Source organism: Sulfodiicoccus acidiphilus (genome assembly GCF_003967175.1).
Taxonomy (GTDB): domain Archaea; phylum Thermoproteota; class Thermoprotei_A; order Sulfolobales; family Sulfolobaceae; genus Sulfodiicoccus; species Sulfodiicoccus acidiphilus.
The window spans coordinates 486,205-511,380 of the sequence record NZ_AP018553.1; the positions used below are offsets into that span (position 1 = coordinate 486,205).

At 51.1% G+C, this 25,176-nt stretch carries 19 protein-coding genes; 11 read left to right on the forward strand and 8 right to left on the reverse strand.

Features of this window, described 5'->3' with window-relative positions:
* Positions 1–189: 189 nt before the first annotated feature.
* The 3 genes from HS1genome_RS02670 to HS1genome_RS02680 all read left to right on the forward strand — a co-directional run bounded on the left by HS1genome_RS02670 (position 190) and on the right by HS1genome_RS02680 (position 4,598).
* Positions 190–528, forward strand: coding sequence for a cupin domain-containing protein (locus HS1genome_RS02670; RefSeq protein WP_126449441.1), 339 nt, complete (start codon positions 190–192; stop codon positions 526–528).
* 434 nt (positions 529–962) lie between these two features.
* The gene (locus tag HS1genome_RS02675) at positions 963–2,573 is read left to right on the forward strand and encodes a UbiD family decarboxylase (protein WP_126449443.1); all 1,611 of its coding nucleotides are present in this window, start codon (positions 963–965) and stop codon (positions 2,571–2,573) included.
* Positions 2,574–3,302: 729 nt separating this feature from the next.
* On the forward strand, positions 3,303–4,598 hold the full coding sequence (locus HS1genome_RS02680; protein WP_158613695.1) for an MFS transporter: 1,296 nt from the start codon (positions 3,303–3,305) through the stop codon (positions 4,596–4,598).
* Between the two features lie 166 nt (positions 4,599–4,764).
* Here HS1genome_RS02680 and HS1genome_RS02685 read toward each other — a convergent pair whose 3' ends face one another.
* Positions 4,765–6,456: a thiamine pyrophosphate-binding protein gene (locus tag HS1genome_RS02685; RefSeq protein ID WP_126449447.1), complete on the reverse strand. Its 1,692-nt coding sequence runs from the start codon at positions 6,454–6,456 to the stop codon at positions 4,765–4,767.
* A 496-nt stretch (positions 6,457–6,952) separates the two neighbouring features.
* Here HS1genome_RS02685 and HS1genome_RS02690 point away from each other — a divergent pair, with 496 nt between their 5' ends.
* The 4 genes from HS1genome_RS02690 to HS1genome_RS02705 all read left to right on the forward strand — a co-directional run bounded on the left by HS1genome_RS02690 (position 6,953) and on the right by HS1genome_RS02705 (position 13,387).
* Positions 6,953–8,299, forward strand: a complete 1,347-nt coding sequence (locus tag HS1genome_RS02690; RefSeq protein ID WP_126449449.1) for an MFS transporter — start codon at positions 6,953–6,955, stop codon at positions 8,297–8,299.
* Positions 8,300–9,408: 1,109 nt separating this feature from the next.
* Positions 9,409–11,160 carry a thiamine pyrophosphate-requiring protein gene (locus HS1genome_RS02695; RefSeq protein WP_158613696.1) on the forward strand — a complete coding sequence of 584 codons (1,752 nt, stop codon included), beginning with the start codon at positions 9,409–9,411 and terminating at the stop codon, positions 11,158–11,160.
* Positions 11,161–11,431: 271 nt separating this feature from the next.
* Positions 11,432–12,886, forward strand: a complete 1,455-nt coding sequence (locus tag HS1genome_RS02700; RefSeq protein WP_126449452.1) for a UbiD family decarboxylase — start codon at positions 11,432–11,434, stop codon at positions 12,884–12,886.
* A 51-nt stretch (positions 12,887–12,937) separates the two neighbouring features.
* Complete coding sequence (locus HS1genome_RS02705) at positions 12,938–13,387, forward strand: pyridoxamine 5'-phosphate oxidase family protein (RefSeq protein ID WP_126449454.1); 450 nt, start codon at positions 12,938–12,940, stop codon at positions 13,385–13,387.
* Between the two features lie 234 nt (positions 13,388–13,621).
* Here the strand turns inward: HS1genome_RS02705 and HS1genome_RS02710 are convergent, their stop codons facing one another.
* Positions 13,622–14,212: a UbiX family flavin prenyltransferase gene (locus HS1genome_RS02710; RefSeq protein ID WP_126449456.1), complete on the reverse strand. Its 591-nt coding sequence runs from the start codon at positions 14,210–14,212 to the stop codon at positions 13,622–13,624.
* 221 nt (positions 14,213–14,433) lie between these two features.
* Here HS1genome_RS02710 and HS1genome_RS11945 point away from each other — a divergent pair, with 221 nt between their 5' ends.
* From HS1genome_RS11945 to HS1genome_RS02720, 3 genes are all read left to right on the forward strand, one after another.
* A complete protein-coding gene (locus HS1genome_RS11945) occupies positions 14,434–14,574 on the forward strand; it encodes a hypothetical protein (protein ID WP_158613697.1) in 141 nt (46 codons plus the stop codon).
* 11 nt (positions 14,575–14,585) lie between these two features.
* Entirely contained in the window at positions 14,586–14,957 is a 372-nt protein-coding gene (locus HS1genome_RS02715) for a hypothetical protein (RefSeq protein ID WP_126449458.1), read from the forward strand.
* A gap of 281 nt (positions 14,958–15,238) precedes the next feature.
* Positions 15,239–17,674, forward strand: a complete 2,436-nt coding sequence (locus HS1genome_RS02720; protein WP_126449460.1) for a xanthine dehydrogenase family protein molybdopterin-binding subunit — start codon at positions 15,239–15,241, stop codon at positions 17,672–17,674.
* 6 nt (positions 17,675–17,680) lie between these two features.
* Here HS1genome_RS02720 and HS1genome_RS02725 read toward each other — a convergent pair whose 3' ends face one another.
* From HS1genome_RS02725 to HS1genome_RS02750, 6 genes are all read right to left on the reverse strand, one after another.
* Positions 17,681–18,046 carry an MFS transporter gene (locus HS1genome_RS02725; RefSeq protein WP_126449462.1) on the reverse strand — a complete coding sequence of 122 codons (366 nt, stop codon included), beginning with the start codon at positions 18,044–18,046 and terminating at the stop codon, positions 17,681–17,683.
* 47 nt (positions 18,047–18,093) lie between these two features.
* The gene (locus HS1genome_RS02730) at positions 18,094–18,972 is read right to left on the reverse strand and encodes an MFS transporter (protein WP_158613698.1); all 879 of its coding nucleotides are present in this window, start codon (positions 18,970–18,972) and stop codon (positions 18,094–18,096) included.
* Positions 18,973–19,442: 470 nt separating this feature from the next.
* Positions 19,443–20,558 (reverse strand): acetate--CoA ligase, encoded by a 1,116-nt coding sequence (locus tag HS1genome_RS12960; RefSeq protein ID WP_126449466.1) that lies wholly within the window; start codon positions 20,556–20,558, stop codon positions 19,443–19,445.
* 56 nt (positions 20,559–20,614) lie between these two features.
* Positions 20,615–21,055 (reverse strand): AMP-binding protein, encoded by a 441-nt coding sequence (locus HS1genome_RS12965; RefSeq protein ID WP_126449468.1) that lies wholly within the window; start codon positions 21,053–21,055, stop codon positions 20,615–20,617.
* 177 nt (positions 21,056–21,232) lie between these two features.
* On the reverse strand, positions 21,233–22,111 hold the full coding sequence (locus HS1genome_RS02745; protein ID WP_126449470.1) for an amidohydrolase family protein: 879 nt from the start codon (positions 22,109–22,111) through the stop codon (positions 21,233–21,235).
* Positions 22,112–22,474: 363 nt separating this feature from the next.
* A complete protein-coding gene (locus tag HS1genome_RS02750) occupies positions 22,475–23,668 on the reverse strand; it encodes an amidase (RefSeq protein WP_158613699.1) in 1,194 nt (397 codons plus the stop codon).
* A gap of 314 nt (positions 23,669–23,982) precedes the next feature.
* Here HS1genome_RS02750 and HS1genome_RS02755 point away from each other — a divergent pair, with 314 nt between their 5' ends.
* Positions 23,983–25,149 (forward strand): MFS transporter, encoded by a 1,167-nt coding sequence (locus tag HS1genome_RS02755; protein ID WP_126449473.1) that lies wholly within the window; start codon positions 23,983–23,985, stop codon positions 25,147–25,149.
* Positions 25,150–25,176: the final 27 nt, after the last annotated feature.

The window sequence follows — 25,176 nt, forward strand, 5'->3', positions numbered from 1 at the left end:
ATTCTCGATCGAGCTAGGAAAGGGCTTCGTTAGTGTCACCAACAGTAAGTTACGGAAGTAGTGTAAATTTGAAGACGTTTATGCCAAAGAGTCTTCCTACACCTTAACCCCCTTCCTTGCAACTAAGATACGTTACGAACTCTGGAGTTATAAATATATAGGAGTAAAAGAAGGCCATAATGACCTAGAATGAGGGAGAATAAGGAGTTCTTCGATACAAGTACGCTTGAATGGAGGAAGGTCACAGAAAAGGTATATGAGAAGATATTAAGTAAGGACGAAGAAACCGGCTCTTACACGAGACTCCTTAGAATAGAACCTGGAGGGAAAATAGAACAGGCACAAGAGCATCCTTTCTATGAGGAAGTATACATAATTAAGGGTTCGCTCACTGATCTCTCGTTGAACAAGACTTTCATGGAGGGAATGTACGCCTTCAGAAATCCAGGGATGAGGCACGGCCCCTACGTTAGCGAGTCGGGGTGTCTCACAATAGAGTTCAGATACTACCCACAGAGGAAGTCTTGAGATTCACACTTTCCACTATCCTGCCATATGTTTTAATGTTTCCAATTAGATGAAAGATGAAATCGGATAGATATCTGTTCGTTCGCTGAGATTCGTCGTATGCCTTATTTTCCGATTACAGTGTTTTGTGGATCTCTTGAATTTCTGTAGATCCTGAGAAATTATAAGTAGAGATTGTTCCAACAATTTGTTGAGAATTCTCGTTAATTTCGACACTTGATTCCTTATCGTCGCGCATACGTCCCTCCTAGATACCTTTCCTCCGGTAGATGATCCAGCCACGCACTTAGACCTTTAACTTAGCCTCGATTACTTGTTCAGCGTAGTTTGTCCCCTCCTCCAAGGTCTTCTTCGTTCGACGAGAGCACAGACTCCACCGCCACAACCCCCCAAACCTTTAAAAAACACTAAATGTTGCACCTCAAGGAGAACACATGTCCTACTACAAGGACGTGAGGGAATATCTCAAGAAATTAGAGGAAGTGGGCAAGCTAACTGTGGTGGACTTTCCAGTTGACAAGAACACCGAGCTCACACCGCTAGTGAGGCTCCAATACCGTGGTCTTTCAGAAGAGGCAAGGAGGGGTTTCCTCTTCACTAGTGTCACGAACAACGGCGAGGAAATGAAGGAGATCTCCAAGGTCGCCACCGGCATATACGCCTCCTCAACGCAGATCTATGCCCTAGGTCTAGCCACGGAACCCACTAACGAGTCCATACGTAAGAAGTGGGAGGAAGCGCTCCTCCACCCCCTCAAGACTAAGACAGTGTCGAGCGCACCGGTGCAGGAGGTAGTGATCACAAAGGAGGAGATGGAGAAAGGGAGGGGACTTAACATACTCCCAGTGCCTCTAGAGGTCCCAGGGTTCAGTGGTCAGTTGAGGACGACCACCCACATAATCACGAAGGACCCTAAAAGCGACTGGGTTAACATGGGCAACTACTCCATGCACCTGATGGGGAAGACTTGGGCGCTCTGGGAGATAAATAGGGGTAACCACGGGTGGGTTCACCTCCTGAACGCGAGGGAGATGGGGATGGATTACTTGGAGTTCGCCGTAGTTATCGGTGGTCCCCCCGTTCTCTTCTATGTTGCCTCGGCCAAAGTGCCCCACGGAGTCAACGAGCTGGAGGTCGCGGGCGGTCTCGCTGGTGAGCCTCTGGAGGTGGTTAAGGCAAAGACTGTGAACCTTGAGGTTCCCGCCCACGCCGAGATAATAGTAGAGGGAAGGGTCTCCACCAAGGAGTTCCTAGTGGGAAACGCGTTCGGGGAGTACACCGGCTACATGGCCACCGACGTCTTCATGAGGCCCAGGATGGAGATCACCGCGATAACGATGAGGAGAGATCCCATCTTCGTTCACATAATGAGTCAGATGCCCCCCAGCGAGAGTTCCAAGGTTAGGCAGATCTCCTCGGAGAACATTTACTACAAGTTCCTCAAGTACGACTGCAAGGTTCCAGGCATAATAGACGTGGCGTGGCACGAGTTAAGTCAGGCTCAACTCTGTGTCATAAGGATGAAGAAGATCAACAATTCTCACCCGTGGCAGGTGCTTCACCTGGCAGCTGGATACGAGCCTAGGTGGGGCAAGATCTTCATCACCGTCGACGACGACATAGACGCGCGTGACTTGGACTCTGTGATGTGGGCTCTGGGATGGAGGATGCAACCAGACAGGGACGTGGAGATAATAAAGGGAAGGTTTGCGGGACTAGACGTATCGGCGTACAGGCCAGATGCACCGCACAGCGAGAAGGAGTCCCCCAACGTCATAGGTTCCTCAGCGATATTAATAGATGCCACAAGGAAATGGCCATACCCTCCTGTTTCCCTACCCAAGAGGGAATACATGGAGAGGGCCCTACAGTTATGGAAGAAACTCAACTTGCCCGAACTGAAGCTAAAGGAACCTTGGTACGGTTACGAATTAGGTTACTGGCCCAAGGAGTACAGGGAAGACGCCGAGTTCGTGTTGAGGGGCGACTTCGAGTCCATAGGGAGGAGACTGATTGAGAGGACCAAGAACACCAAAGGAATCTAAACGTATCAACTAAGGAGTTTTTCCATCTACCATATAGAACCTGTAGAGGCTGAATACTCCCTTGGTGCCTTCTTCAAAGTTGTGGTCGCTAATCTATGCTGTGAGCTTGACTCCCCTCGACCCTGGCCACGGATAGAGTTGGCCAGCAAGATTAGGTAACTATCTTCGACATGTTTGTCGAGGAGAACTTCCCACCATCGGCCCTCCACGATCTCAGTTAGGCGTCTAAGGGTTTGGGAGTCATCGGATGTTAGGTTCCCTTTCTTAGCCGTTGTTAGCGTATACACGTGATTGAACTTAAGTGACGGGGTAGAGGATCGTCAACTTCATTGCTAGCTGTTCTTACAAGTGCATGAGGACATTACCCTTACGGAACAAGGCAACAACACTATTCCTCCTTCCATTTTGAGACGTCTATGGAAGTGAGGAGCTAGCGGACACACGTTCTCTTCTAACCCCACTACGTCGTTCTATAGAGGATTCGGAGAAAGTTGTGAAGGTGAAACGTACGAGGGGTAGGCCATAGATAGGATCTCCGAAAATCCTTGAATTACCTCATTGAAAAAGGGCAAAAGCCCGTCCTTAGTTCTTCCCTAACCTCAGTCTGAGTAAACAGCTGTCTCTCACCTACTAGTGAAAAAGGTTATTAACATAAGGATCCATTAGTCTACGAGATTAAGTATGAGCAAACCCCCAGAAGGTGAGAAGTTCACAAGTTCTCACGGGAAGATGCTCTACATTTCTTTCCTCACCTACACGTTCGACATCCTCTTCTTCATTGCTCCAAGCTTCGTTATACCGTACCTCTCTAGGGAGATATACCCATCAGTGAACGTTGGTATCTCACTTCTGGTCACGTGGGGCGGATTCGCTGCAGGTGCCCTCTTCAGGCCCGTGGGAGCAGCCATCATTGGACCTAGGGTAGATACCATTGGAAGGAAGAGAACCCTCTACATTGCTCTAACGGGAGCCGCGATCGCGACAGCCCTATTAGCTGCCACGCCCACGTACAAACAGGTAGGCGTCCTAGCCCCAGTTGTCTACACCGTCCTCGTCATGATATCTGGGTTCTTCATAGGTGCGGTTGTGTCAGTGGGGTTAGTCTACGGCCCTGAAAACTTCCCAGAGAGACTCAGGGGTTTCCTCACAGGAGTATCTGAGTCTGGTGGTAGTCTAGCCCACACCATAGGTTCGCTCTGGCTGTTGTTGACAGCTGTATTAGTCGCGGGCAGCGCGTACTTCCTCTTCGGCTGGAGACTCATGTTCTTGGTGAGTATCATCCCTTTGGTGATGGTCCTCCCGGTGCTCTACTTCACGCCGGAGTCGGAGATATTCGCCCTCTCTAAGAAGTCCTCTAAGAAGTCGTCCAGTTCTCCCATAAGAGACATATTCAGGCAGCCATCGACCAGGACAGCGTTCCTCCTTCTCACGTTCATGGCCATAGGAATGCTAGGTGCAGACAACTTGCTCATAAACCAGTTGCCCACCTTCCTAAGGGTCGTCAACAAGTTCCCTCCGTCTCTCATAGCCCAGGTGGCCCTCGTGGCCTCGATAGGAGGCGTGCTAGGCTCTTGGGTAGGGGGAGCCGTCTCCCAGGGAACCGGAAGGAAACCAGTCGCGTTAGTAGCCACGGCAATTATGGCTGTAATGAGCTACCTCTTCATAATCATGGGAAGGCAGACGGCGGCCCTAGCACCGATTGTCATGGCCATAGTGTTCCCCATGTACTTCGTGGACTCTAACGCTAAGGCTTCGCTCAGTCTATACCTCAACGAGACCTTCCCCACAGTCATGAGGGGAACGGCTCTAGGGCTCATATGGAACATAGGGTACGGTATAGCATCGGTCTGGCCAGTCCTGATCAGCGCGTTCATCGCGACGTCTGGGGTGAGGGTGTATCCGTTGGTGGAGACGGTGATGGTGGCGTCCCTAAGCGTATTGGGACTTCTATGCGCAATATTCACCAGGGAACCGCGGGGAAACATATACAGGGAAAGACAGACCCTAACCGCTGGCACAGCGTAGCTTAGGAGTAGACTTTTTAACTGTTTTATAACGACTGTTTTTATGATATTGGCTTATCTCTTTATTGATAGTTTTTATCTAATAGACCTCTAACAATCAAATTCACAAGTATTAGCTCGGATTAGTGCGGAGAAGATCAAAGTAAGCGGTCCACATTATAACCTCGCTACCTGTAGCTCGTAACTACGTCAACTAGGGCTGGAGAATTGTGTTTTTTGACGTATTCGAGCGCCTCCTCTATTGAGGATCTCAACTGGCCTGGAGACTCAACTGGTCCAACACCGTGAACCCCCATGGATTTTGCCATCGTTGAGAAGTCCACCACGGGATCTGATATGGAACCCCCCACTCTGAAGGCCCTCTCTGGGTCCCTTCCTCTCTGTTTGGCGATCAAGTAGTTGTGGTCGGCGTCGTTGAAGTACGCCCTATTGTTCATCATTATGATCAACAACTTCACGCTCCTGTTCCTCGCTGTCCATAGTGCACTAGGAGTGAAGAGGAGGTCGCCGTCCGGCTGGAAGTCCAGCACGAGCTTATCCCTAAGTGCGAGGGCAGCACCTATCGAGATTGGTAGTCCGTACCCCAATCCCCCCGCTCTAACCTTCCCCAGGTAACACCTCTCCCTCTCTAAAACCCAAGTCTTTCTCAGCCACCCACCTAGGTCTCCGTTGGCGATTACCCAGTCTTCGTTTTTCAGGACTTCCCACGCCTCCTGGGCCAGTCTAGGTACTGAGACAGGAACGTCGTTGAACCTTCTCTCCAATTCTTCTCTCCACCTCCTCCTCTCCTCATCCCTCAACTTCGCTACCCTATGGGCCCACTCCTCCTTTGGTCTTACGTCCTCCGTGAGTGAGAGTAATCTCCTCACCGCAGCACTTCCCTCCCCCACGATGTAGACGTCCTCTAATGCGATGGACTCCTCGTTGACCCAAGAGCTCAAACTAGGTACCCCGATCCTCACTACCTTAGCCTTAGTGAGTACCTGCGACTTCCTTTCCAGTTTATCCGTCCTGGACAATACGTTGTGGAGGTTACTCACATCTAAGGCTAGGACTAGATCGGCTTCCCTCAATACCTGTTCTACGCCTGTGGCATCAAGAGGATGGGAGTTTGGGAAACTGAAATACTCCCCTGCATCTATCACCCCGGCCCCTATCCTCTCGGCCAGTCTGACCAGATCTGCCACTCCTCCCTGTCTCCTACCAGTGTTTCCAGCTACGATCACGGGCCTCTCCGCCCTCCTTAGCTCATCTCTCACTTCTCGGAGTTTATCGTCATCGATTCCCACATTCATGGGCGGTTTGACCTTTGGCATCTCGACGTTGGTGGCGTCTCTCTCTAAGTAGCCGGCGTCTAAGCAGACGTAGACCGGACCCTGGGGAGGAGTTAGTGAGAGTCTATATCCTTGGATAAGCGAGCGAAGGGCACTCTCCAGCGATGCGGGGAAGTCGTCCCACTTTACGTATCCCCTAACTACCTCGTTCGGGATGGTGGCGGTGTGTAAGTAGTCTATCCAGGCCCTCCTCCTCTCGTAATCCATCGGTCCCTCTGCACCTATTAACAATATCGGAACGTGATCGAAGAAGGCGTTATATATGGCCATAGACCCGTGAAGTAGGCCTACCACGTCATGGAGCAAGACGACCATGGGTTTCCCCGAGGCCTTGGCGTAACCGTGGGCTATACCGACCGCGATCTCCTCGTGTGGCACTGGAACTAGCTCGACATCTCCATAGTTAACTAACGACTCCCAAAGAGCCCTAAACGTCGAGCCTATGTTCGCGGAAACGTATTCTATCCCCATTCCCTTTAATGCGTCAACAAGGAGGTCTGAGGAGTACTTAGAGTTATTAACCATGGATCGACCTCATGTGTGCAATTAGTTAAGTCTTTCGTCAGTATCCCCAGGAATCGTCCTCAGATATCGGAGAGACTCTTCAAAAGAGTTAAGCTATAGATTAAGCGATCCCACGAGGTGCCATAAGGCGCTAAGTTAATGGTGCTCTTAATAGAGACTAGCAAAGTCCTAACCTGTGGCTAAAACTGCAATTAGGTTTCTGGCTGTAACTTGCGCGTAAATTTAGAAGCCTCTTCCTCTATGAGTCACCTTGTACCGGAGGCGGACTTCGGATAGGCAGAAGTGGTAATTTAGTAGCTAGTGAACGTTACCTTGAAATTTTTATTCCTTGGAAAGTCTGTTCGATAAACAAGAAGCTCGCCTATAACGACCAATGCTTTTTCAAATCCACATCTCGAGACATTTTATCGCAACGAACTCTGTTAAAGCGTTCCCCAGAACCCCTTTTCATAGAAAACTATATTAGAGAAAAGATATAATTTTTAATTGGTTAGATATGGCAGGAGGGAGGGAGAAGACTGGCCCAGTCTCAAGAAAGGTAGTTCTTCCAGTTGCTGTAGCGGCCTCCTTAGGGTCCCTCGTAGACTACTACGACTTCTTTCTGGCTGGATTTGTAGCTGGGGCGATATGGCCTACTCTGTTCTTTCCCTCCAAAGTGGCCGCCGTGGCCGTTGCGTCTTCCATAGCCGCCTATGGGGTGTCGTATTTGACTAGACCGATCGGGGCGTTCCTGTTCGGTAACTATGGGGACAGGAGCGGTAGGAAATCCACGCTCATTTGGACCCTCCTGACTGCTGGAGTTGCAATGGTGGGGATTGCCTTAGTTCCCCCTTACGCATCCATAGGACTCTTGGCACCAACGTTAGTGGTGTTATTCAGGTTGCTGTTCGGCCTGGGGATCGGGGGGGAGTGGGGAGGGGCCTCTTCTTGGGTAATAGAACACGCGTACGACTCGAAATGGAGGGCGTTCTGGGCGAGCTGGGTACAGGGAGGAGCACCTGCTGGGAGGTTAGTTGCCGGACTGGCCTTCGCTTACACGTCAACGCTTCTCCCCCGGCCAGAGCTTGAGTCCATTGGATGGAGAGTCCTGTTCGTTGTAGGAGCAATAGTTCTTGTGGTGGCGATTGTGATGAGGTACCTCCTGTCCGAGAGTCCACTCTTTAATGAACTAAGGAAGGAGAGGGGAGTAGAAAGGTTCCCGGCCTCTAAGGTACTTAAGGACAGTTGGGGAAAGGTCCTCAAACTGGCCCTTGCCGTAAACTATAACGTCAGTATAAGTACCATAGCTGTACTTCCATTCACGATCACCCTTGTAGAAGCTCTAGGCAGACAGCACCACCTCACGACCCTAGAGCTCTACAGACTTTCCACTTTTACGAGTCTAGCCATAAGCTTAGGTGCTCTTTCAGATTTGATATTCCAGGCCGTGGGGGGCGTAGTCAGCAGTGTGATAGGAAGGAAAAGTACTCTCCTCGTTTCCATAGCGCTGAGCGTTGTAGCGATCTACCCATATTTCCTCATGGTGATCACCCTGAATCCTGCCCTTATTTTGGTGGCGTCCGTATTGTTGCAGAGTGCCTTCGGGTTGGGGTACGGAGGAGTCCCTGCCTTCCTCACCGAGTCCTTTCAAACAAAGTACAGGTACTCCGGTTCAGGACTGAGTTACCAGCTGGGATCGCTCATAAGTGGAGTGGCTGGGGGATTCGTTGTACCTGCAATAGTACTCCTCAGTCCCACAGTTACCACTAGGTGGGTATACGTCGGAGCCTTAGCTATGATCTTAACGGTGTTCTCGCTTGTGGCCGTGCTTATGACAACTGAGACTAAGGATGTAAAACTTTAGGTGATGGTTCTACGCTTATCGTACTGTCTCAAAGAGGAACTCAACTCTCACCACTGAAACAAAACGGCCATCGAGCTGTCCATTGTAAGACGCATAAAGTCCGTAGTGAGAATTATAAAATAAAAATCTCTTAAATCTTTTTTATTAAAAATACTAGTTTGGCGAGCGCTATCAATGACAAGAAGTCCATAACGTAAAGGTGGGAGTTCCCGACTACGGTTATAGTATGAATTTGGGAGTTCCGCAAGCAGTAGAAACGTTTGCCAGAACAGAGAAGGCCCCTGGGACGTCATTCACTGCACTTGACAGGTCGTGGAGTCAACTTCGAACATGCGCAGCAATCGGATGGCCCGATTGTCAGTGTGCACTTAACGCCCTAGTTCTGGGCTATTCACCGACGGGGAGACACGATAGGCCACCTTGAACTCAGGAGCGTGTTGAAAACGGCGAGGTGGCCTCAACGTCACAAAGTAAACGGGCTTATCAAGAAGGACGATCGGACGCACCGCTTAATCGTAGACGCGATACGTCTTATCAATCGACATCGGTCCTCCACGTCAGAGGGGAAGCTCTAGGAAATGGCGTGCGTGGCCCAGATGGCTTCCTCTTTAGGGACCCCACCTCTCTCGCTGGTCTCTGCTTGTTCCCCGCTCGCGGCTTAGGGAGTGGGGAGCTCAAGTCACCACGGAAGTGACTCGGAGCTTAAAAGTGCCTACTCCTTAAAACTTGTAAAGTTGTAGCGAAGAACAGTAACGAAATCCCTCCCAGGTGTGACAGGACCTAACGCAAATTCGGGAGGCGAAGACGCCATCTATACATCGATAGTGCCCTCTGAGCGAAGAGCAATTTAATTGTTCTTCACCTTCGTTGGTAACTCTGACGACTCCTTTCCCTTAGCTCCGTCGAGGAACTCAACCGAACTGAAGGAAGGACAACCCTAAATACTTTCCTGAAGGGAACTCTAGCAGAACGGGGAGGAAGTCTGTTCATAATGGAGCAAGAAAAGGATGTTAGATCACCAATTGACCGTCTGGGTTTATTCGTTTGACACGAGTTTCATGGAATTCGCTTCGATAACCCTTTTAAACAAAAGAATAAATAAAGTTATCATGGATCAGGCGAAGGAGAGAGAAGGTTTATTTCCATCATCGGCGGCAGACCTATTGATTTACTCTCTTCTGGACTATGGAATCGAGCACGTATTGATGAATACTGGCACGGACTACCCCTCCATAATAGAAGCGATAGCCAAGGTGGAACACACTAACCCCGGAAAGTTGAAGGCCCTAGTTGTACCCCACGAGATGACTGCTGTTTCCATGGCTTATGGTTACTATCTCTCGTCCTCACGAGTCTCTCCGGTTATGGTCCATACGATCCCCGGTACCGCTAACTCGATATGTGGACTCCTCAATGCGCAGTCCATGAGGATCCCAATTCTACTCATAGCTGGAAGGACACCGGTGACCGAGAGCGGCCTGAGAGGAAGCAGGGATCAACAGATACATTGGTACCAGGAACTCAGAGACCAAGGGGAACTGGTAAGACAATTCACGAAGTGGGACTTCGAGTGCCGTCTACCGAGCCAAGTTCCACACGTGTTGGAGAGAGCGTTTGAGTTAGCACTCAGTGATCCTAAGGGACCAGTTTACATTACCTTCCCTAGGGAAGTCCTAATGCAGGAGGTGCCGTCGCGAGAGGTGAGATCCGTGAGGCCGGTTCCCGCGGCCCCCACCATCCCGCCCATTTCAGAACTCGAGAAACTAGTGGACCAGCTGATAGGAGCGGAGAACCCCCTTATAGTCACCAGCTATCTGGGAAGGGACGCAGGAGCAGTTGGTGAGCTGGTCAAATTTGCCGAGGCATTGTCCATTCCAGTAGTGCAGGACTTCTACTTCCTCAATTTCCCCACTAATAATCCCCTCTACGTCGGATCCTTGGAGTCCCAGTATGGGAAGGAGTATATGAGGAGATCTGACGTAATTCTCTTACTGGATACCGACGTGCCGTACATTCCGAGTGAGGTGAAAGTCAGGGAAGACGCAAAGGTTCTCCAACTGGACGTAGATCCTCTCAAGGAATCCATACCTATGTGGGGATTCAAGGTCGACGTTGCCCTCAGGGGCAACTGCTCGGTAGCTCTACCACCGCTCCACAGTTTAGCGCTGAGACGCATCGATGAAGGACGCGTCAGTAAGGATGTGTTAAGGGATAGATACGCTAGGGCCAAGGAGGCCCACGTAAGGATGAAGGAGAAGTTCAAGGAAGAGGCCTTAAGTCACCGCAGCGACAGGCCGATAGACCCCAGGTGGCTCTCCTACTCTTTCGGAAAGGTGAAGGACGATTCCACGATAGTCTTCGGCGAAGCCGTCACCTCCCCAGTTGTCGAATACATGGAGTTCTCCAAGCCAGGTACAGTATTCAACAAGACCGGCTTCGGCTGCTTGGGTTGGGCAATGGGTGCTGCCTTGGGTGCTAAACTCGCCTCTCCAGATAAGACGGTAGTGGCTCTAGTGGGGGACGGTACTTACATTTACTCGGCTCCAACAGCATGTCACTTCGTTTCTAGGAAATATAGCTTACCCTTCCTTACCATAGTTTACAACAACCAGTCGTGGTACGCCTCCAAGAGGCCGGTTCAGAAGTTCTACCCTGAGGGCTACGCCGTGAGGACTTCTAACTTCCCTGGGGTGGATTTATCTCCCCCTCCGAAGTTCGAGCTCACAGCAATGGCTAGCGACGCCTTCGCGGAGGCCGTCGAGGATCCTGAGCTCTTACCAGAGGCTCTGGAGAAGGCGTTCGGAATCGTGAAGAGAGGCGAGAATCAGGCTCTGCTTAACGTCATACTCAAGAAGCCGTAACGGTTTAGAGTCCACGACTGCACTCACATTCGATTCACTCACCCTTCCGATCCTCACGGCTAATTTTACTCTGATGAGTTCCTAGCATTCCAAACTTAGAAGTACTCAGATCTACGAAGTTGGGGGCTCCAGCTCAACCCTACGTTAACTTAGCTAACGACACCGCACAATTTGATTGGTGCGTAAAAGACTGACTTGAGCTCCCACTATTGACGCTAGACGTCCTGTTACTGACCGTCGTCTTTAAAGGGATCCGCCGTAACCAATTTACATGGCGTTGAGCTTCGACCTAAGAACTTGGGTAGATAACGTAAGGGAGAGAGGACTCCTCCGCGAAGTAAGGGGGGCTGACTGGAACCTGGAGGTAGGCTGCCTAACTGACATGAACGCGAAGGCCAAGAGGTACACGCTCCTGTTCGACGAGATAAGGGGGTATCCTCCTGGTTACAGGATACTTACAGGAGCTCTCCTGGATGCCTCCAGGGTGGGCCTTTCCCTAGGCTTTAAGCAGGTGGGGAGGGACATGGAACTCGTCAAGGTTCTCAAGGAGAGAATCGAGTTCGCCTCTAGACACGCTGATCAATACTCCCCACTGGTAAAGGAAAGCGGCCCCCTGTTCGAGAACGTGAGAAGGGGGGAGGACGTCGACGTGCTGTCGTTCCCAGTTCCCAAGTGGTTCGACCTAGACGGTGGGAGGTACATAGGTACAGCGGACGCGGTCATAACTAGGGACCCCGACACGGATTGGGTGAACGTAGGCACTTACAGGGTGATGGTGCACGACGAGCGTACCCTCGGCATCCTCATAGAGGGGCCAAGACATGGCAGGCTCCACCTCCAGAAATGGTTCGAAAGGGGGAAGGAATGCCCTATAGCCATATCCTTCGGCCACCATCCCTCCCTTTCAATCTTCGCCGGCATCGAGGTGCCTCAGGGAGTGTCGGAGTACAACTTCTTGGGGGCGGTGGTGGGAGAGAGGTTCCCTGTGGTTGAGGGACCCATAACTGGACTGCCTCTTCCCGCTACGGGTGAGATAGTAGTGGAAGGCCACGTAGTCAACGAGTTGAGGCGGGAGGGACCTTTCGGGGAGTACATGGGTTACTACTCTGGGGGCGCGACAATGAGCCCCATAATAAGGGTCGAGGCGGTCTACTTCAGGGATCAACCCATTATGCTTGGGACCACTGCGGGCAGGCCCCCTTACGACTACTCCTACTTCAGGTGCCCGGTCAGGGCGGCCCTTGTGTGGGATGCGCTGGAGAAGGCCGGGATACCCAACGTCAGGGGAGTCTGGTGTCACGAGGCAGGCTACTCTAGGGCCTTCACTGTCGTCTCCTTGAAGCAATCCTACGGAGGTCATGCAAGGCAGGCAGGGTACGTGGCCGCACAGGCGAGGCCGGGGGCGCTGGGAGGCAGGTACGTGGTGGTGGTTGACGACGACATAGACCCAAGCAACCTGAACGAGGTGATCTGGGCCATGTGTTCTAGGAGTGACCCAGCCACAACCTTAGATATCATAAGGGACACTGTGGGAACCCACATAGATCCAATGGTCCAACACGAGGAAGGAAAGGACATCAGGGAGTACACGAGCTCCAGGGCGATCGTGGTGGCGGTGAGGCCCTATGGGAGGATGTTGAGAGGGGACTTTCCCCCAGTGGTTGAGCCGAAGGAGGAGACCAAGAGGGAAGTGATGAGGAAGTGGGGGGACGTCTTAGGGGCTTGAGGAGTTACGAGACGTTGTCCCGATCCCTTCCCACGGAGATGAGTGGCGTCCATGATGGTACTACCTGAGGAGGTTCTTTCTTTGTTGAGGGCTGCGGCGCCGAGGAGGAACTCGATCATCGTCCTCCTCACCGTGGATCAGGATCAGTACCCTCACTCGGCCCTCCTGTCTCCATATCAAGTTCTCGCTCTTTCCCGAGAGAAAATGGCCTTTCACGTTCACAGGGGTACAAGGACCGCCGGCAACCTCTCTCGCACGGGGAAGGCCTCCCTGCTCCTCTTCTTACCCCCCAGCGCCTACACGGTAAAGGTGGACGTATTGAGTGTTAGCGCTATGGAAAGTGAGGAGGAGGACATTTACTACTGTAAGGTACGGGACGTTAGACGTGACTACTCAGAGCTCTCACCTATAACCTCAGAGCCCACCTTCGATCCCACGCGGGTTAGCGAGGACTACTCTAGGCGTTACCTCAAAATGTTGACCCAGGTGAGCCTTAATTAGCTAGGGTATCTCCAACACCCAGGGGGTATCGTTTCTTCTCTCCGATAGGGGCGTTGTTCCTTGCTTTAAACGTTAGAGACGAACATCTAGGTAGTCCCACTGACCCGAAAATCTTAAACACTCTTCAGTATAAACTCGGCTTCACGTCGTCTACCGCCTGACGGTGCTGGATTTGTAACTCAGCAACTCCTTTACTGAATTAAGGGAAAAATGTTAGACCAGTGGATTTTGCCTTCATTCGCCCACGTCCTTATCCCCGGCTTGCGGACCTGACCATTTCCTGTACAGGTTGTGCTCCACCCCAAACATATCTAGGACCCTACCCACAACCTGGTCGACCAATTGTTGCATTGTTGTGGGCCTGTGATAGAACGCTGGAGATGCGGGCATTATTATGGCACCCGCTCTGGCAGCTATGTACATGTTCCTAATGTGTATGAGGTTGTAGGGAGTCTCCCTCACCACAAGCACCAGCGGCCTCCTTTCCTTCAGTGTAACGTCGGCTGCTCTGAGGACTAGGTTGTCAGAGTACCCAGACGCCACCCCGGCCAACGTCTTCATACTGCAGGGTATAATCACCATGCCGTCCGTCCTGAACGAGCCGCTAGAGATGGCGGCCGACACGTCCCTGAAGTTGTACTTCCGGGAGGCCAACGACTCCACGTAGTCGACTGTGTAATCAGTCTCTAACTTTATGGTGAGGGCCGCCGACGGTGAAAGGATTAGGTGCGTTTCTACGTCCCTCTTCTTGAGTTCCTCCAGGAGCCTAACTGCGTAAATAGGCCCGCTGCCCCCAGTAACTCCGACCACCAGCCTCCTTGTCATGGAGAGTGTTGACGAGACTGGCTCTATAAGTTCTTTCATCAACGTTTTGTGAGTTGACGTGCGCCCTCTCCAACTCAGAAACAGCTTCACTATACTTTTCTACGGCCATTGATGTTGAAGGATGATTGATTTTCCACAAAAGTTAAATAGGTAACTACGGCAAATCCATCTATAAAAGAACCTAAGATTTCGTTTGAAAAACAAGGGGAGTTTACGTTATCATGCCAACCCCTGCCCTAGAAGGAAGCGATAGTCCGAATGCTAGATTCACTGTGGACCTAGAGGAGAGCATGAGGGCAGCTAGGGCCTTGGTCAGCAACGGCGTTGACTGTGAAGGAAAGGAAGTTGTTAGGGACCTTTAAAAGGTTTAGCTATGAAGCTAGTTTTTATTCTTTCTCCGGCGTTACTAGCTGCGGTAAAGGTTCTTTTCCTTATCACGTCGGAAGGGGAGAGGATGGAGATGGGGATCAAGACGGCCTATAGAAGCGTCGTGAATGGAACCTACGAGGACCCCAAGGTAATCTTCTACGGACTAAGTCAACTTTACTTGACCAAAATCGAGGGAGAACTTCTCCAAACGCTCAAGGAGCTGATCTCGAAGAACGCTGTGGACTTCGCGTGCGTTGGAGTCGCAAGGAGGAACGGAATTGAGTCAAAACTTACTTCGCTGGGGCTTAGGCTGGAGCCATTTAGTGTTAGGTTAGCCTATTACGTCAATCAGGGATATGTGGTGGTCTCCTTTTAATTTAAGGGAGTCACCGCTTCATCTCGTGACACAGTGGAGTGACATAGTGGGAGGAAGTAGTTGTAATTTGAGCCTCTTATCTTGACTAAGAGTCTCCTAAGGAGGCTCCAGGGGCAAGAAAGTAAAGACTGTCTCACCACTGACAGGGATACCAACAGTTGGAGGAACTATTCCTAACACCGTTCATTATTAAGGGCCGAGAGAATGTTGCTACGCGTTCACCTTCTTCTTAGTCGCCGTTTACCGCTTCCTTTATAACGAAGCTAAGCGTAGAGTTTACCATGGAAGCAAGGGCCCTCGTAGAACTTGAGAAGGAAGTTCAGTTGCCCTTCATTGGGGTCGCAGTTAGAAGAGTAGAAGACCTCAGGTTGGTCACGGGACAGGGTAAGTTCGTAGACGACCTCCCCACTCCCCCTAACCTTCACTACGCAGCGATAGTCAGAAGTCCCTATCCACATGCGAGAATAAAGTCAATAGACGTCTCTAGGGCTACCAGGTTACCTGGCGTGAGGACCGTGGTCACAGGAAAGGATGTCAAGTACATCACCGACCCATTCCCTATGGCGATACACTCTCCAGTTAAGTATTATTCCCTGGCCATAGACAGGGTGAGATATGTTGGGGAGCCCGTTGCGGTGGTGGTGGCCAGGGACAGATTCACAGCAGAGGACGGGGCGGACCTGGTAGACGTAGAGTACGAGCCCCTACCCCCGGTGCTGGACCCCGCGAAGGCCTTAGATTCACCACCCATTCACGAGGAAGTCGGCTCCAATGTCGTCTGGTCCAGGGAGTACGTATTTGGAGACCCGAAGGAGATAGACTCGGCGTACAAGGTGGTGAGTGTGCACGTCAGGGTCCCCAGGTTCACAACGCCTCCCATGGAACCCTACGGAATTACTGCAGCCTACGACTCGGCTTCAGGGATACTCACTGAGTGGACCAACTTCCAGGGTCCATTCACTTTCTACTATATCGCCATGAGGGCGTTGAGGCTAACCGAGGAGAGGTTCAGGCTGATCGTGTCCCCAGATATAGGGGGAGGGTTCGGCGACAAGACAGCACTTTTCCACTACATGACCCTCCTAGGGGCCACGTCAATTGTTGCCGGGGTTCCCGTGAAGTGGATCGAGACTAGGACAGAGCACTTCATAGGTAGCACCAGGGCAGCCTCTAGGGTGGCCACCTTCAGGCTCGGTCTCACTAGCGACGGCCTCATTACTTCCCTCCATGCTGACCTGCTGGACGACGTCGGGGCCTACCCTAGGTCTCCTGAACCTGGGCACGTCTTGAGACAGCTGGGGAACTTCGTTGGTCCCTACAAGATAAGGAACGTCAGAATAAACGCCAGAGTCGTCGTCACTAACACTGTCCCAACTAGCCCCATCAGGGGGTTCGGAGGACAACACCTCTACTTCGCCCTAGAGAAGGGCGTAACTAAGGCGGCAAAGGAACTGGGGATAGACCCCGTGGCCCTCCGAATGCACAACTTCATAGGGAAGGAGGAGTTCCCCTACACTACTCCCACGGGAGGAGTCTACGACAGTGGTGACTACATTGCTGCAGTGAGGAGATTGATGGAATTAATAGACTACCCCAAGGTGAGGGAGAGACTGGAGGAGGAGAGGAAGAGGGGTAGGCTAGTGGGCTTAGGGATAGCTGTGGGAATAGACCCTTCGGTTTCCAACATGGGCTACTTGGACAGCACAACTCCTCCCGGCGAGAGGGGAAAGGACTTCCTCCCTAAGAGCGGTGGGCAACACACCGCCACGGTCAAGTTGGAGCCGTCGGGGAAGGTGATATGTCAGCTCGACAGCGCTCCACAGGGACAGGGACACGAGACCGTCGCTGCACAGGTCGTGGCGAGCGTCTTGGGTGTGAGACCCGAGGATGTCAGGGTAGTAGCTGCCATAGATACCCATCAGACAGTCTGGTCTGTCTCCTCCGGAACCTACTCCTCCAGGTTCGCCTCGGTCGGGGTGAGCGCCGTCTACTCGGCGGCGATGAAGTTGAGGACGAAGTTGCTGAGGATCGCCTCAAAGTTACTGGGCGTATCTGAAGATAACTTGGTCCTAGAGAACGGAGAGGTGAAGGTAAGGGGAGAGGGGAGGGGTGTGAGCCTTAGGCGCCTCGCTGGGACTTACCACTGGAACCCCGCCTCCGTGATCGAAGACGACGTTGGCCTATATGCATCGAGCACATACCACGTGAAGACCCTCGTCTCTCCCGACTCGCTTGACAGGACTAACTCCTCCGGAACCTACGGCTTCTTGGCTGACGCCGCCCTGGTCGAGGTGGACAGGGAGACCTTCGACGTGAAAGTATTGAGGTACGTCACAGTTCACGACGCTGGGACAGTGATAAACCCGGGGATAGTCCTGCAGCAGACCATCGGCGCGGTGAACCAGGGGCTCGAGGAGGCCCTCTACCAAGAATTGATCTACGACGAGGAAGGACAACCTCTCACCACTAACTTCGGCGATTATTACGTGAACTCCATCAGGGAGGCTGTGGACGTCGAGATGGAGCATGCGCCGACAAGGTCCCCATTCACGCTACTGGGTTCTAAGGGGATAGGGGAGTCCAACACTGAGACAGCCCCGGTGGCCCTCACCTTGGCAGTGGAGGACGCGCTTTCAGCTTACGGCGTGGAGTTCAACGAACTTCCAGTTAGCCCTGAAAAGATATGGAGAGCATTGTTATTTAAAAAATACAGTTAAAAATATTTATTTTAATATTATATCTTTTGTCTCCCTCGTTGGTATGATACATATGACCCCTATTAGGGCGTAGACTACTAACTCTAAGCCCACATAGAGTCCTGCCGAAGTCCCATACAATGCTAGAAAGGACGATGCTATTATGGGGCCTAGACCCCCAGCGAACGGAGTGGCAAGCTGGTAACTCAGGCCACCCCCTGAGAACCTGTATTTTGTATCGAACTGCTCCGCTAGGAACGCCCCGAAAGGCCCGAATCCCAATCCTTCAATGGAGGTCAAGAGAATTATCGCGAGCCTGGTGAGAATAGGAGATCCTACCTCTATGAGGAAGAACAAAGGCACTCCCAAGGCCACAACTAGGATCTGTGACAAGATGATTAGTTTCTTTCTCCCTATAACGTCACTTAAATACATGCCAACTACGCTGAAGATGATCCCCCTAGTCCTGCGAAGATAACCGAAGTAATTGTATATGGAGGAGGAATCTTTCGGGCAGCTAGGAACCCTATTGTGAAGACTTGGCTCAGGTAGCCCACGGCAGTTATATAGAGGACAGTCCCTGTGAGAAGTAGTACCTTCTTCCATTCTCTTTTTAGTAAGGTTGTAGCCGGACTTCTTTCGATCATACCCCCTTCTAAGATCTTCCTGAATAATGGACTATCCATCAAGCTGTACCTAATGGCGGCGCCTATTAGCACTACTATGGCTCCAACAATGAACGCGATCCTCCAGCCTATTGAAAGGAACGAGGATGAGGGGAAAGCTCTCTCTAGAACTAGGAAAGTGACATTTCCCAAGATGAGCCCCATGAACACCGACGTGGATACGAAGCCTGTCCAGAATCCGCGTCTTTTCCTAGCAGCAACTTCTGTGACCCACGCTGTAGCACCTCCCCACTCTCCACCTAATCCCAATCCCTGTCCAAACCTCAGAGTTGTGAGAATAGCGGGAGCGGCTAATCCAATGGAGTAGTAGGAAGGCACTAATCCCATTCCTAACGTGCATAGACCTGAGGCTACTAGAGTCCAGACTAACGTGTCTTTCCTTCCCTTTTTGTCCCCCACTTGACCGAAGATGAAAGATCCAATGGGTCTAGAGAAGAATCCTATGCCGTAGACACTGAGAGAGAGGAGAAGTCCTATGGCTGCGGACGATACGGGGAAGAACACTTTGGGCCATACGGCCGACGCTGCCGTCCCACTTATAAAAAAATCGTAGTAGTCAATTAGGGTCCCAAAAAGGGCAGCAACGCTGATCTTTGCTACTACCGAGTTGGGGTATTCTCGTTCAGGATCCACGAAAGCACCTTCACTTCTACTCTCGAGTCGGCATAAAAGCTTTCTGCAATAGATTAAGTTTATATCGGCACCATTGCAGAACTTGACTGATTACATAGAGAGTTTTAGGCTTAGTAGTAGCTAAATCAGCACTTATTTATTCGTCGTAGAGTGTAATGCTATTTACGCAAGGACGACCTGAACTAACGCTAGGCCTCAGCATCGCTTTGTCTGCGAGAACCTTTTAGGATGAATGTACCTTTAAGACTCCTATGTCATATTAGTCTCGTTTTAAAGGGTATAAGGAGTACTCTTTATACCGTAGGCCACCCAGCTGTTAGTCTGCTACGTGTTAGGATAAATTGAGGGTAGGTCATACATTACGTTGGAACTCCCATCTTCAACGCCATAATCTAGATTTATTTAGTTATAGTAAATCGTTGAAGGTCCTAAGAACTTGGCGAGAATCTTGGAGTGTTTAATGGTCGATCTCAGAAACTGAATGTAGATGCCTGTTCTACTCCCGTCTCTGCCTGGGTCTTAAGCACCCTCCTCATTACCTTTCCCGTGACAGTCTTAGGGAGTGAATCAATAAACGCAATTTCTTTAGGTGCCTTAAAAGGGGCAATCTTACGTACGGTGAATTCCCTTATTTCCCTAGCCAGTTCCTCTGATGGCGAGTAGCCTTCCTTAAGTACCACGTAGGCCTTAACCTTTTCCCTGAGTTCGGGGTCCTTTACTCCTACTACTGCGCTCTCCAAGACTGCTGGATGTTCCTGGAGAACGTCCTCAACTTCCTTAGGGCTGATGAGGTATCCTCTGCTTTTTATAAGGTCGTCTACCCTAGAGACGTACCATAGGAAGCCATCTTCATCTAGGTAAGCGTAGTCCCCCGTAAGGTACCACTTCTCCTTGAACTTCGAGGCCCATTCCTCGGGCAAGTTGACGTACCCTTTTGTAAGACCCTTGAAGTCCCCTCTCACTGCCAAGTAACCCACCTCTCCTTCATCGCATGGCGTTCCGTCTTCCCTAACTACCTCAACTGGGATCGATGGAAGTGGTTTGCCCATGGAGCCCAACTTCACTGACCCCGGTCTCGTGGCACAGAACACATGCATCTCCGTCTGTCCCATGCAGTCATAGATCTCGCAACCGAACCTCCTCTTCCACTCTCTGAACACTTCTGGAGCTAACGTCTCTCCAGAACTGAAGGCCGCCTCCAGTCTTAACTTGAACTTCTCCTCGGCCTTGTCCACTGCAAGCATTCGTCTATAGATAGTTGGATTTCCAACGAAGTGAGTAACCTCATACTTCTCTAGATGAGAGAAGGTCCTCTGAGGGTCGAACCTACCTTCGTATATCACAATGGTGGCACCTCTGTAGAGGGGAAACCAGAGGCAGTAGCCCCACGGCCACATCCATGTCATTTCACTGGGCGTGGTAACCCTGTGCCCTCTTCTCAAGTTCATGACGAACTCCGTGTTAGGGTCACCTAGGGCCACGAGCCATCTGTGAGCGTGCTCTACCCCCTTAGGAAAGGCGGTAGTACCAGAGGTGTACAAGATGAACGCTGTGTCCTCGGCATTGCTAGGGTATGCATCAAGCACCTCCCCTTCGTCCTTGGATAGGTCTTCAATGGAGGGTAGATCGTCATATGTCCCAGTTACAGGATAAAAAGAAGGGGAGTTTCCAACCTTTTGGCAGCAGTGATCAGTTGCTCCAATTGATCAGGAGGTGCTATTACCAGAGAAGGTTGGGCATCCCTAAGTACGTGTTCTACTTCTCTTTCCCTGAACAAAGTACTTATGGGAACACTAACGGCCCCGATTTTGATAACAGCTAAATTCAATACTATATACATGTAGTGGTTACCCTGCTTTATGAGCACTCTCTGCCCAGGGGTTACACCAAGTCTCTTCATAGCGTTCCCCACCCTGTTAACGTAGGAACTCAGCTCCTTGTAAGTGAACGTCCTTTCTCCGTGAATTAGAGCCGGTGTTGTAGATGAACTCTCTTTACTGTTCCACCTGTCAAGTGCTATCTCTGTCATGTTTAGAGTACTTGGTATTCTAACTGTGTATTCGAACCTTCTCGTCTTTATCAATCCTCCTCATCTATTCGTGTGGTTTGGTAGTAAATAATGTTAATGTAAGCCACGTGAGTGTATTGGCTTTACCTTCCTGTCTTTCTTATCTGCTAAAGCTCGTTCGACGTTCTGCGCGTACCTCAGTTTTTAAACGTTATGAGGCTAATGGAGGTAATTACCTGAGAGTTTCTCGAACTAGTTCGGTGAAACTATTGCTACGGCGTTGTCGTGGAGTATCTTCCTCACAGCGGCCCTCTCTAGTCCTATAGAGTAGAGATCCTCTGCGTTTTTCCTTATGCTCTCAACTCCTAATGTATACCAGTCTGAACCAAACATCACCCTCTCAGTAATTTCGTTTAGCCTAGGAAATAGTGTGAGGAGGGACTTTGGTGGAATTCCAGATATATCTAGGTATGTGTTTCTGTGCCTCCTTAGTAAGAAGAAGCACGTGTTCGCCCAACTGTTAATTGGCCTTCCCCCGTGCGCGATCACTAGCTTCAGCCTCGGGAAGTCTGTGGCTACGTCATCCAAGTAGAGTGGGTCACCGTACTTTATTCTAGCCCGTGGAAAAATGCTGGTTCCAGTGTGCAGTGTAACGGGAATCCTGTTTCCCTCAGCCCATTCGTAGATCCTCGCCAACGGCGTGAGCTCCCCCTCCTCCTTAAGGTATGCGTTAGGTTTGAAGAGTTGGTGGACTGGGTGAAGTTTGATCCAACTGCAGCCGTACTTAGATCTGAAGGTTTCCAGTTTCTCAACCGCCTGTTGATCTCGTGGGTCGGCTGACATCATAGGTCTTAGCTTATCTGGATACTCCTTGGCGTAATTCCCAACGAACTCGACGAACTCGTAACCGAAGCCCATCACTTCCTTGGCAACATACGATATAAGGTTGATCCATTCTACGTTCCACTCGTCTAGCAATTCCACCAGCTTCCTTGGGTTCTTCACCAGAGATGTATAGAGTTCATCGTTGTAGTATTTGTCGGACATCCATACCTTTCTCACATCTTCACGAACCATATCTAAAGGAGTTATGTGGACGTGCACGTCTATTATCTTGTGATCTATTTCCATACGGCATTAGGGTCATGCTAAGTTAAAAGCGGATCACTCTGCCTTACTTACGACACCCATTATGATTAACATGAGAAAACGTCTTTGCTATCTTTATTGATAGGGAAGTTTCATCTGAAACGATAGCCTCTTCACTGTAGCTAAACTGTTCGTATCCTCTACACACAATGGAAGGTCTCTAATACTGGACATCTCTAAACGGCATCAAACTATAGGTACAGGTTTTAAAGTTCCCCGCCATTTGACGTTAGAGCTTTCCCTATAAGACCGAACACACGCTTTATCAAATTGTCATGGCAATGAGATTTTAGCTTTCTTTTTGAGCGACTTTAAAATGGACAGTATTAACGTGATTTTACTGTCTTATTTAGTGTAGAACGCGCTAACCCCTAGTCCCTTAACGAAGTCGAGGAGTTCCTCGTCGTGTCCCATGGGGGCTATGAACTGAGCCCCGACGAACTTCCCTATAGGAACCGAGATAGCGGGTGTCGAGAAGACGTTGAAGGGGACTGTGTTCCTAGTTAGGGGTAACCTGAACTCGCCTTCCCTTCCTAACACGTCAGATATCTTAGGAGGCCTTATTGTGACCGTAGGACATGTGAGGATGTCCACCTCCGAAAACACCTTTAAGAACTCCTGAGTGATCCTCGTTCTGTACCTGAGGGCGTTGACGTATGCGTGAGCTGGGACGTTGAAACCTATCTTTATGGCGTTCAGAACGTCTGGAAAGTAGTCCCCTTCCCTTCCAGGGAGGTACCTTGAGTGATACGCCGCAGTCTCGGCCCTGAACACGTCCACTATCCCGACCGCTTCCATTACCGTTGGAACCTCGAGCTTCTCCACCTTGTATCTTCTGGAGAGCTTATCCATGAATCGCTCGAACTCCTCCTCAACCTCAGTTCCCTCGGTGAGCTCCTTAATAACCCCTATACTCTCAACTTCCTTCTTGTACTCTCCTAGTCCCACGTTCACTGAAGTTGAGGGATCTGCTGAGTCGAATCCCTTCAGGGTCCTGTACACCTTTCTTATGGTCTCCACGTCTCTCCCCAATACGCCCACGTGATCCATACTCCACGCCAAGGGAATCACTCCGAACCTACTTATCCTACCGAACGTTGGTTTGAACCCGAATACGCCACACAGAGCAGCCGGTATCCTTACAGACCCCCTGGTGTCTGTACCTAGGGCAACTTCTACGTCACCCGAAGCGACTGCAGCTGCCGATCCTCCGCTTGATCCTCCCGTGATCCTCTCCACGTCGTGTGGGTTCCTAGTGGGGCCGAAGATGCTGGAGGTGTTTGTTCCCCCTACGGCGAACTCGTGCATGTTCGTCTTCGCCACTATCTTCGCCCCAGCTGCCCTGAGTTTCCTCACAACTGTCGCATCGTAGGTCGGAACGAAACCCCTTAGGATCCTCGAGGCGGCGGTGGTTTCTACCCCCTTTATGTAGATGTTATCCTTCACTGCAACTGTGACATCCTTCAGAGGTCCGTCTCCTTCCTGCTCCCCTTCAAGGAACTTTACGTAGGCGTTAAATTCGTTCCTCTTCTCTACCAAACGCCACCACCGACGAACTCTCGAATGGAACCTCCTCCTCCAACTTCGAGGACAAGTACTCAAGCAGAACCTTGAGCTCCATGTTGAGAGAGGTCTCGAAATTAGAATAAATTATTATTGGGCCGATCCCCAGTTATCAAACCTTCCTATCCTGGCAGTTGCGCAAATCGTCCGAGTTCCACATCCATAACTCGGTCTTTCCTTGGTGTCAAACCTTTCCTGTTCCTCCACGACATTGATAGCAAGACCTAAAAGAGATGGGGCAGTCTCTTTACAGTGTCTTCGACAAACTCGACACGTGGGGTTGACACCCCTTGAGTCGCAACACTGCAGCACTCACACTTACGTCGGTTTCACACTTCATAAACGACGGTAATACCATAGTGCTCCCTGTCCTCTACACCTTCCTCGTGAAGGAACTAGGTTTCAGCAACTTCATGGTGGGGGTGACGGCAGGGGTTTTCTCCGCCGTATCTGCGGTAGCAGCACCTGGAGTGGCTGCCATGTCCTCCAGGGACGTAAGTAGGTTCATGGGCCTAGGCATACTGTGTTGGGGAGTGGGGCTGATCGCGTTAGGTTACTCTGTGAGCTCACACGTAACGTCGTTAGTCTTGGCGTCGGTCGCAATAGCGGGGTTCTCGTCGGCCTTCTACCACCCGCTGGGTGCGGCGATCCTCTCGTTGACTTTCGAGGGGAGGGCTGGGACCGCCATGGGAGTAAACGGATCCATGGGTAGTGTAGGGAGGGCCCTCTACCCTACAATTACGCTTCTCCTCTTCTCCCTGACCAAGGCCATGCCCACTGTCCTGTACCTGTTGGGAGCGGTCTCGATAGCGTCATCAATACCCTCGTTGACGTCTACCCTCGGAGCTATGGTCGGACAGGGATCCAACTCCATTAAGGAAAGGACCCCGATGGGCGTCGTCTCCCTCCTCACCGCGATCTCCCTCCTCAGGAGCTCCTTTCAGCAGGGGGTCACCCAGTTTCTTCCTACCTTGCTGGTCACTTACTTTGGCTTCAAGTACGACGTAGGACTAGGGGGTGTACTCTCGGCCACTCTCGCAGCCGCAATCGTAGGACAACCGCTCTTTGGACTCATGTCGGACAGGTTCGGAAGGAGGCTTCTCTTCGCCCTAGCTGGAGCGGGCTCCCTCGCGTCGTTCTTCGCCTTTGTTGCCTATCCGTCGTTAATATGGCTCGTCCTCTTCGGAGTCTTCACCTACAGCGGCTTTCCCATCACCCTATCCTTAGTCGGAGACCTAGTCCCGCGCAATTCAACAGGACTTTCCAACTCCCTCGTCTGGGGAGTGGGGGTGTCTGGGGGAGGAGCGTTGGGTCCGGTGTTAGTTGGGTTGATGTCTTCCTCTCTCGGCCTACTGAATTCAACTATGGTCTTGGCCGTGCTAGGTGCTGCGGCCTCACTTCTAGTCTTGAAGGTACCTAAACCCCCGAAAAGGAGCAAGGTCCCTCTTTTCGGGTAGACCTACCCGTCCAGTCCACCCTCTGTG

What these genes read in the sequence shown, in the direction of transcription:
- HS1genome_RS02670 (WP_126449441.1), top strand. Translation starts at nt 190, where the DNA reads ATGAGGGAGAATAAGGAGTTCTTCGATACAAGTACGCTTGAATGGAGG.
- HS1genome_RS02675 (WP_126449443.1), top strand. Translation starts at nt 963, where the DNA reads ATGTCCTACTACAAGGACGTGAGGGAATATCTCAAGAAATTAGAGGAA.
- HS1genome_RS02680 (WP_158613695.1), top strand. Translation starts at nt 3,303, where the DNA reads ATGCTCTACATTTCTTTCCTCACCTACACGTTCGACATCCTCTTCTTC.
- HS1genome_RS02685 (WP_126449447.1), bottom strand. Translation starts at nt 6,456, where the DNA reads ATGGTTAATAACTCTAAGTACTCCTCAGACCTCCTTGTTGACGCATTA.
- HS1genome_RS02690 (WP_126449449.1), top strand. Translation starts at nt 6,953, where the DNA reads ATGGCAGGAGGGAGGGAGAAGACTGGCCCAGTCTCAAGAAAGGTAGTT.
- HS1genome_RS02695 (WP_158613696.1), top strand. Translation starts at nt 9,409, where the DNA reads ATGGATCAGGCGAAGGAGAGAGAAGGTTTATTTCCATCATCGGCGGCA.
- HS1genome_RS02700 (WP_126449452.1), top strand. Translation starts at nt 11,432, where the DNA reads ATGGCGTTGAGCTTCGACCTAAGAACTTGGGTAGATAACGTAAGGGAG.
- HS1genome_RS02705 (WP_126449454.1), top strand. Translation starts at nt 12,938, where the DNA reads ATGATGGTACTACCTGAGGAGGTTCTTTCTTTGTTGAGGGCTGCGGCG.
- HS1genome_RS02710 (WP_126449456.1), bottom strand. Translation starts at nt 14,212, where the DNA reads ATGACAAGGAGGCTGGTGGTCGGAGTTACTGGGGGCAGCGGGCCTATT.
- HS1genome_RS11945 (WP_158613697.1), top strand. Translation starts at nt 14,434, where the DNA reads ATGCCAACCCCTGCCCTAGAAGGAAGCGATAGTCCGAATGCTAGATTC.
- HS1genome_RS02715 (WP_126449458.1), top strand. Translation starts at nt 14,586, where the DNA reads ATGAAGCTAGTTTTTATTCTTTCTCCGGCGTTACTAGCTGCGGTAAAG.
- HS1genome_RS02720 (WP_126449460.1), top strand. Translation starts at nt 15,239, where the DNA reads ATGGAAGCAAGGGCCCTCGTAGAACTTGAGAAGGAAGTTCAGTTGCCC.
- HS1genome_RS02745 (WP_126449470.1), bottom strand. Translation starts at nt 22,111, where the DNA reads ATGGAAATAGATCACAAGATAATAGACGTGCACGTCCACATAACTCCT.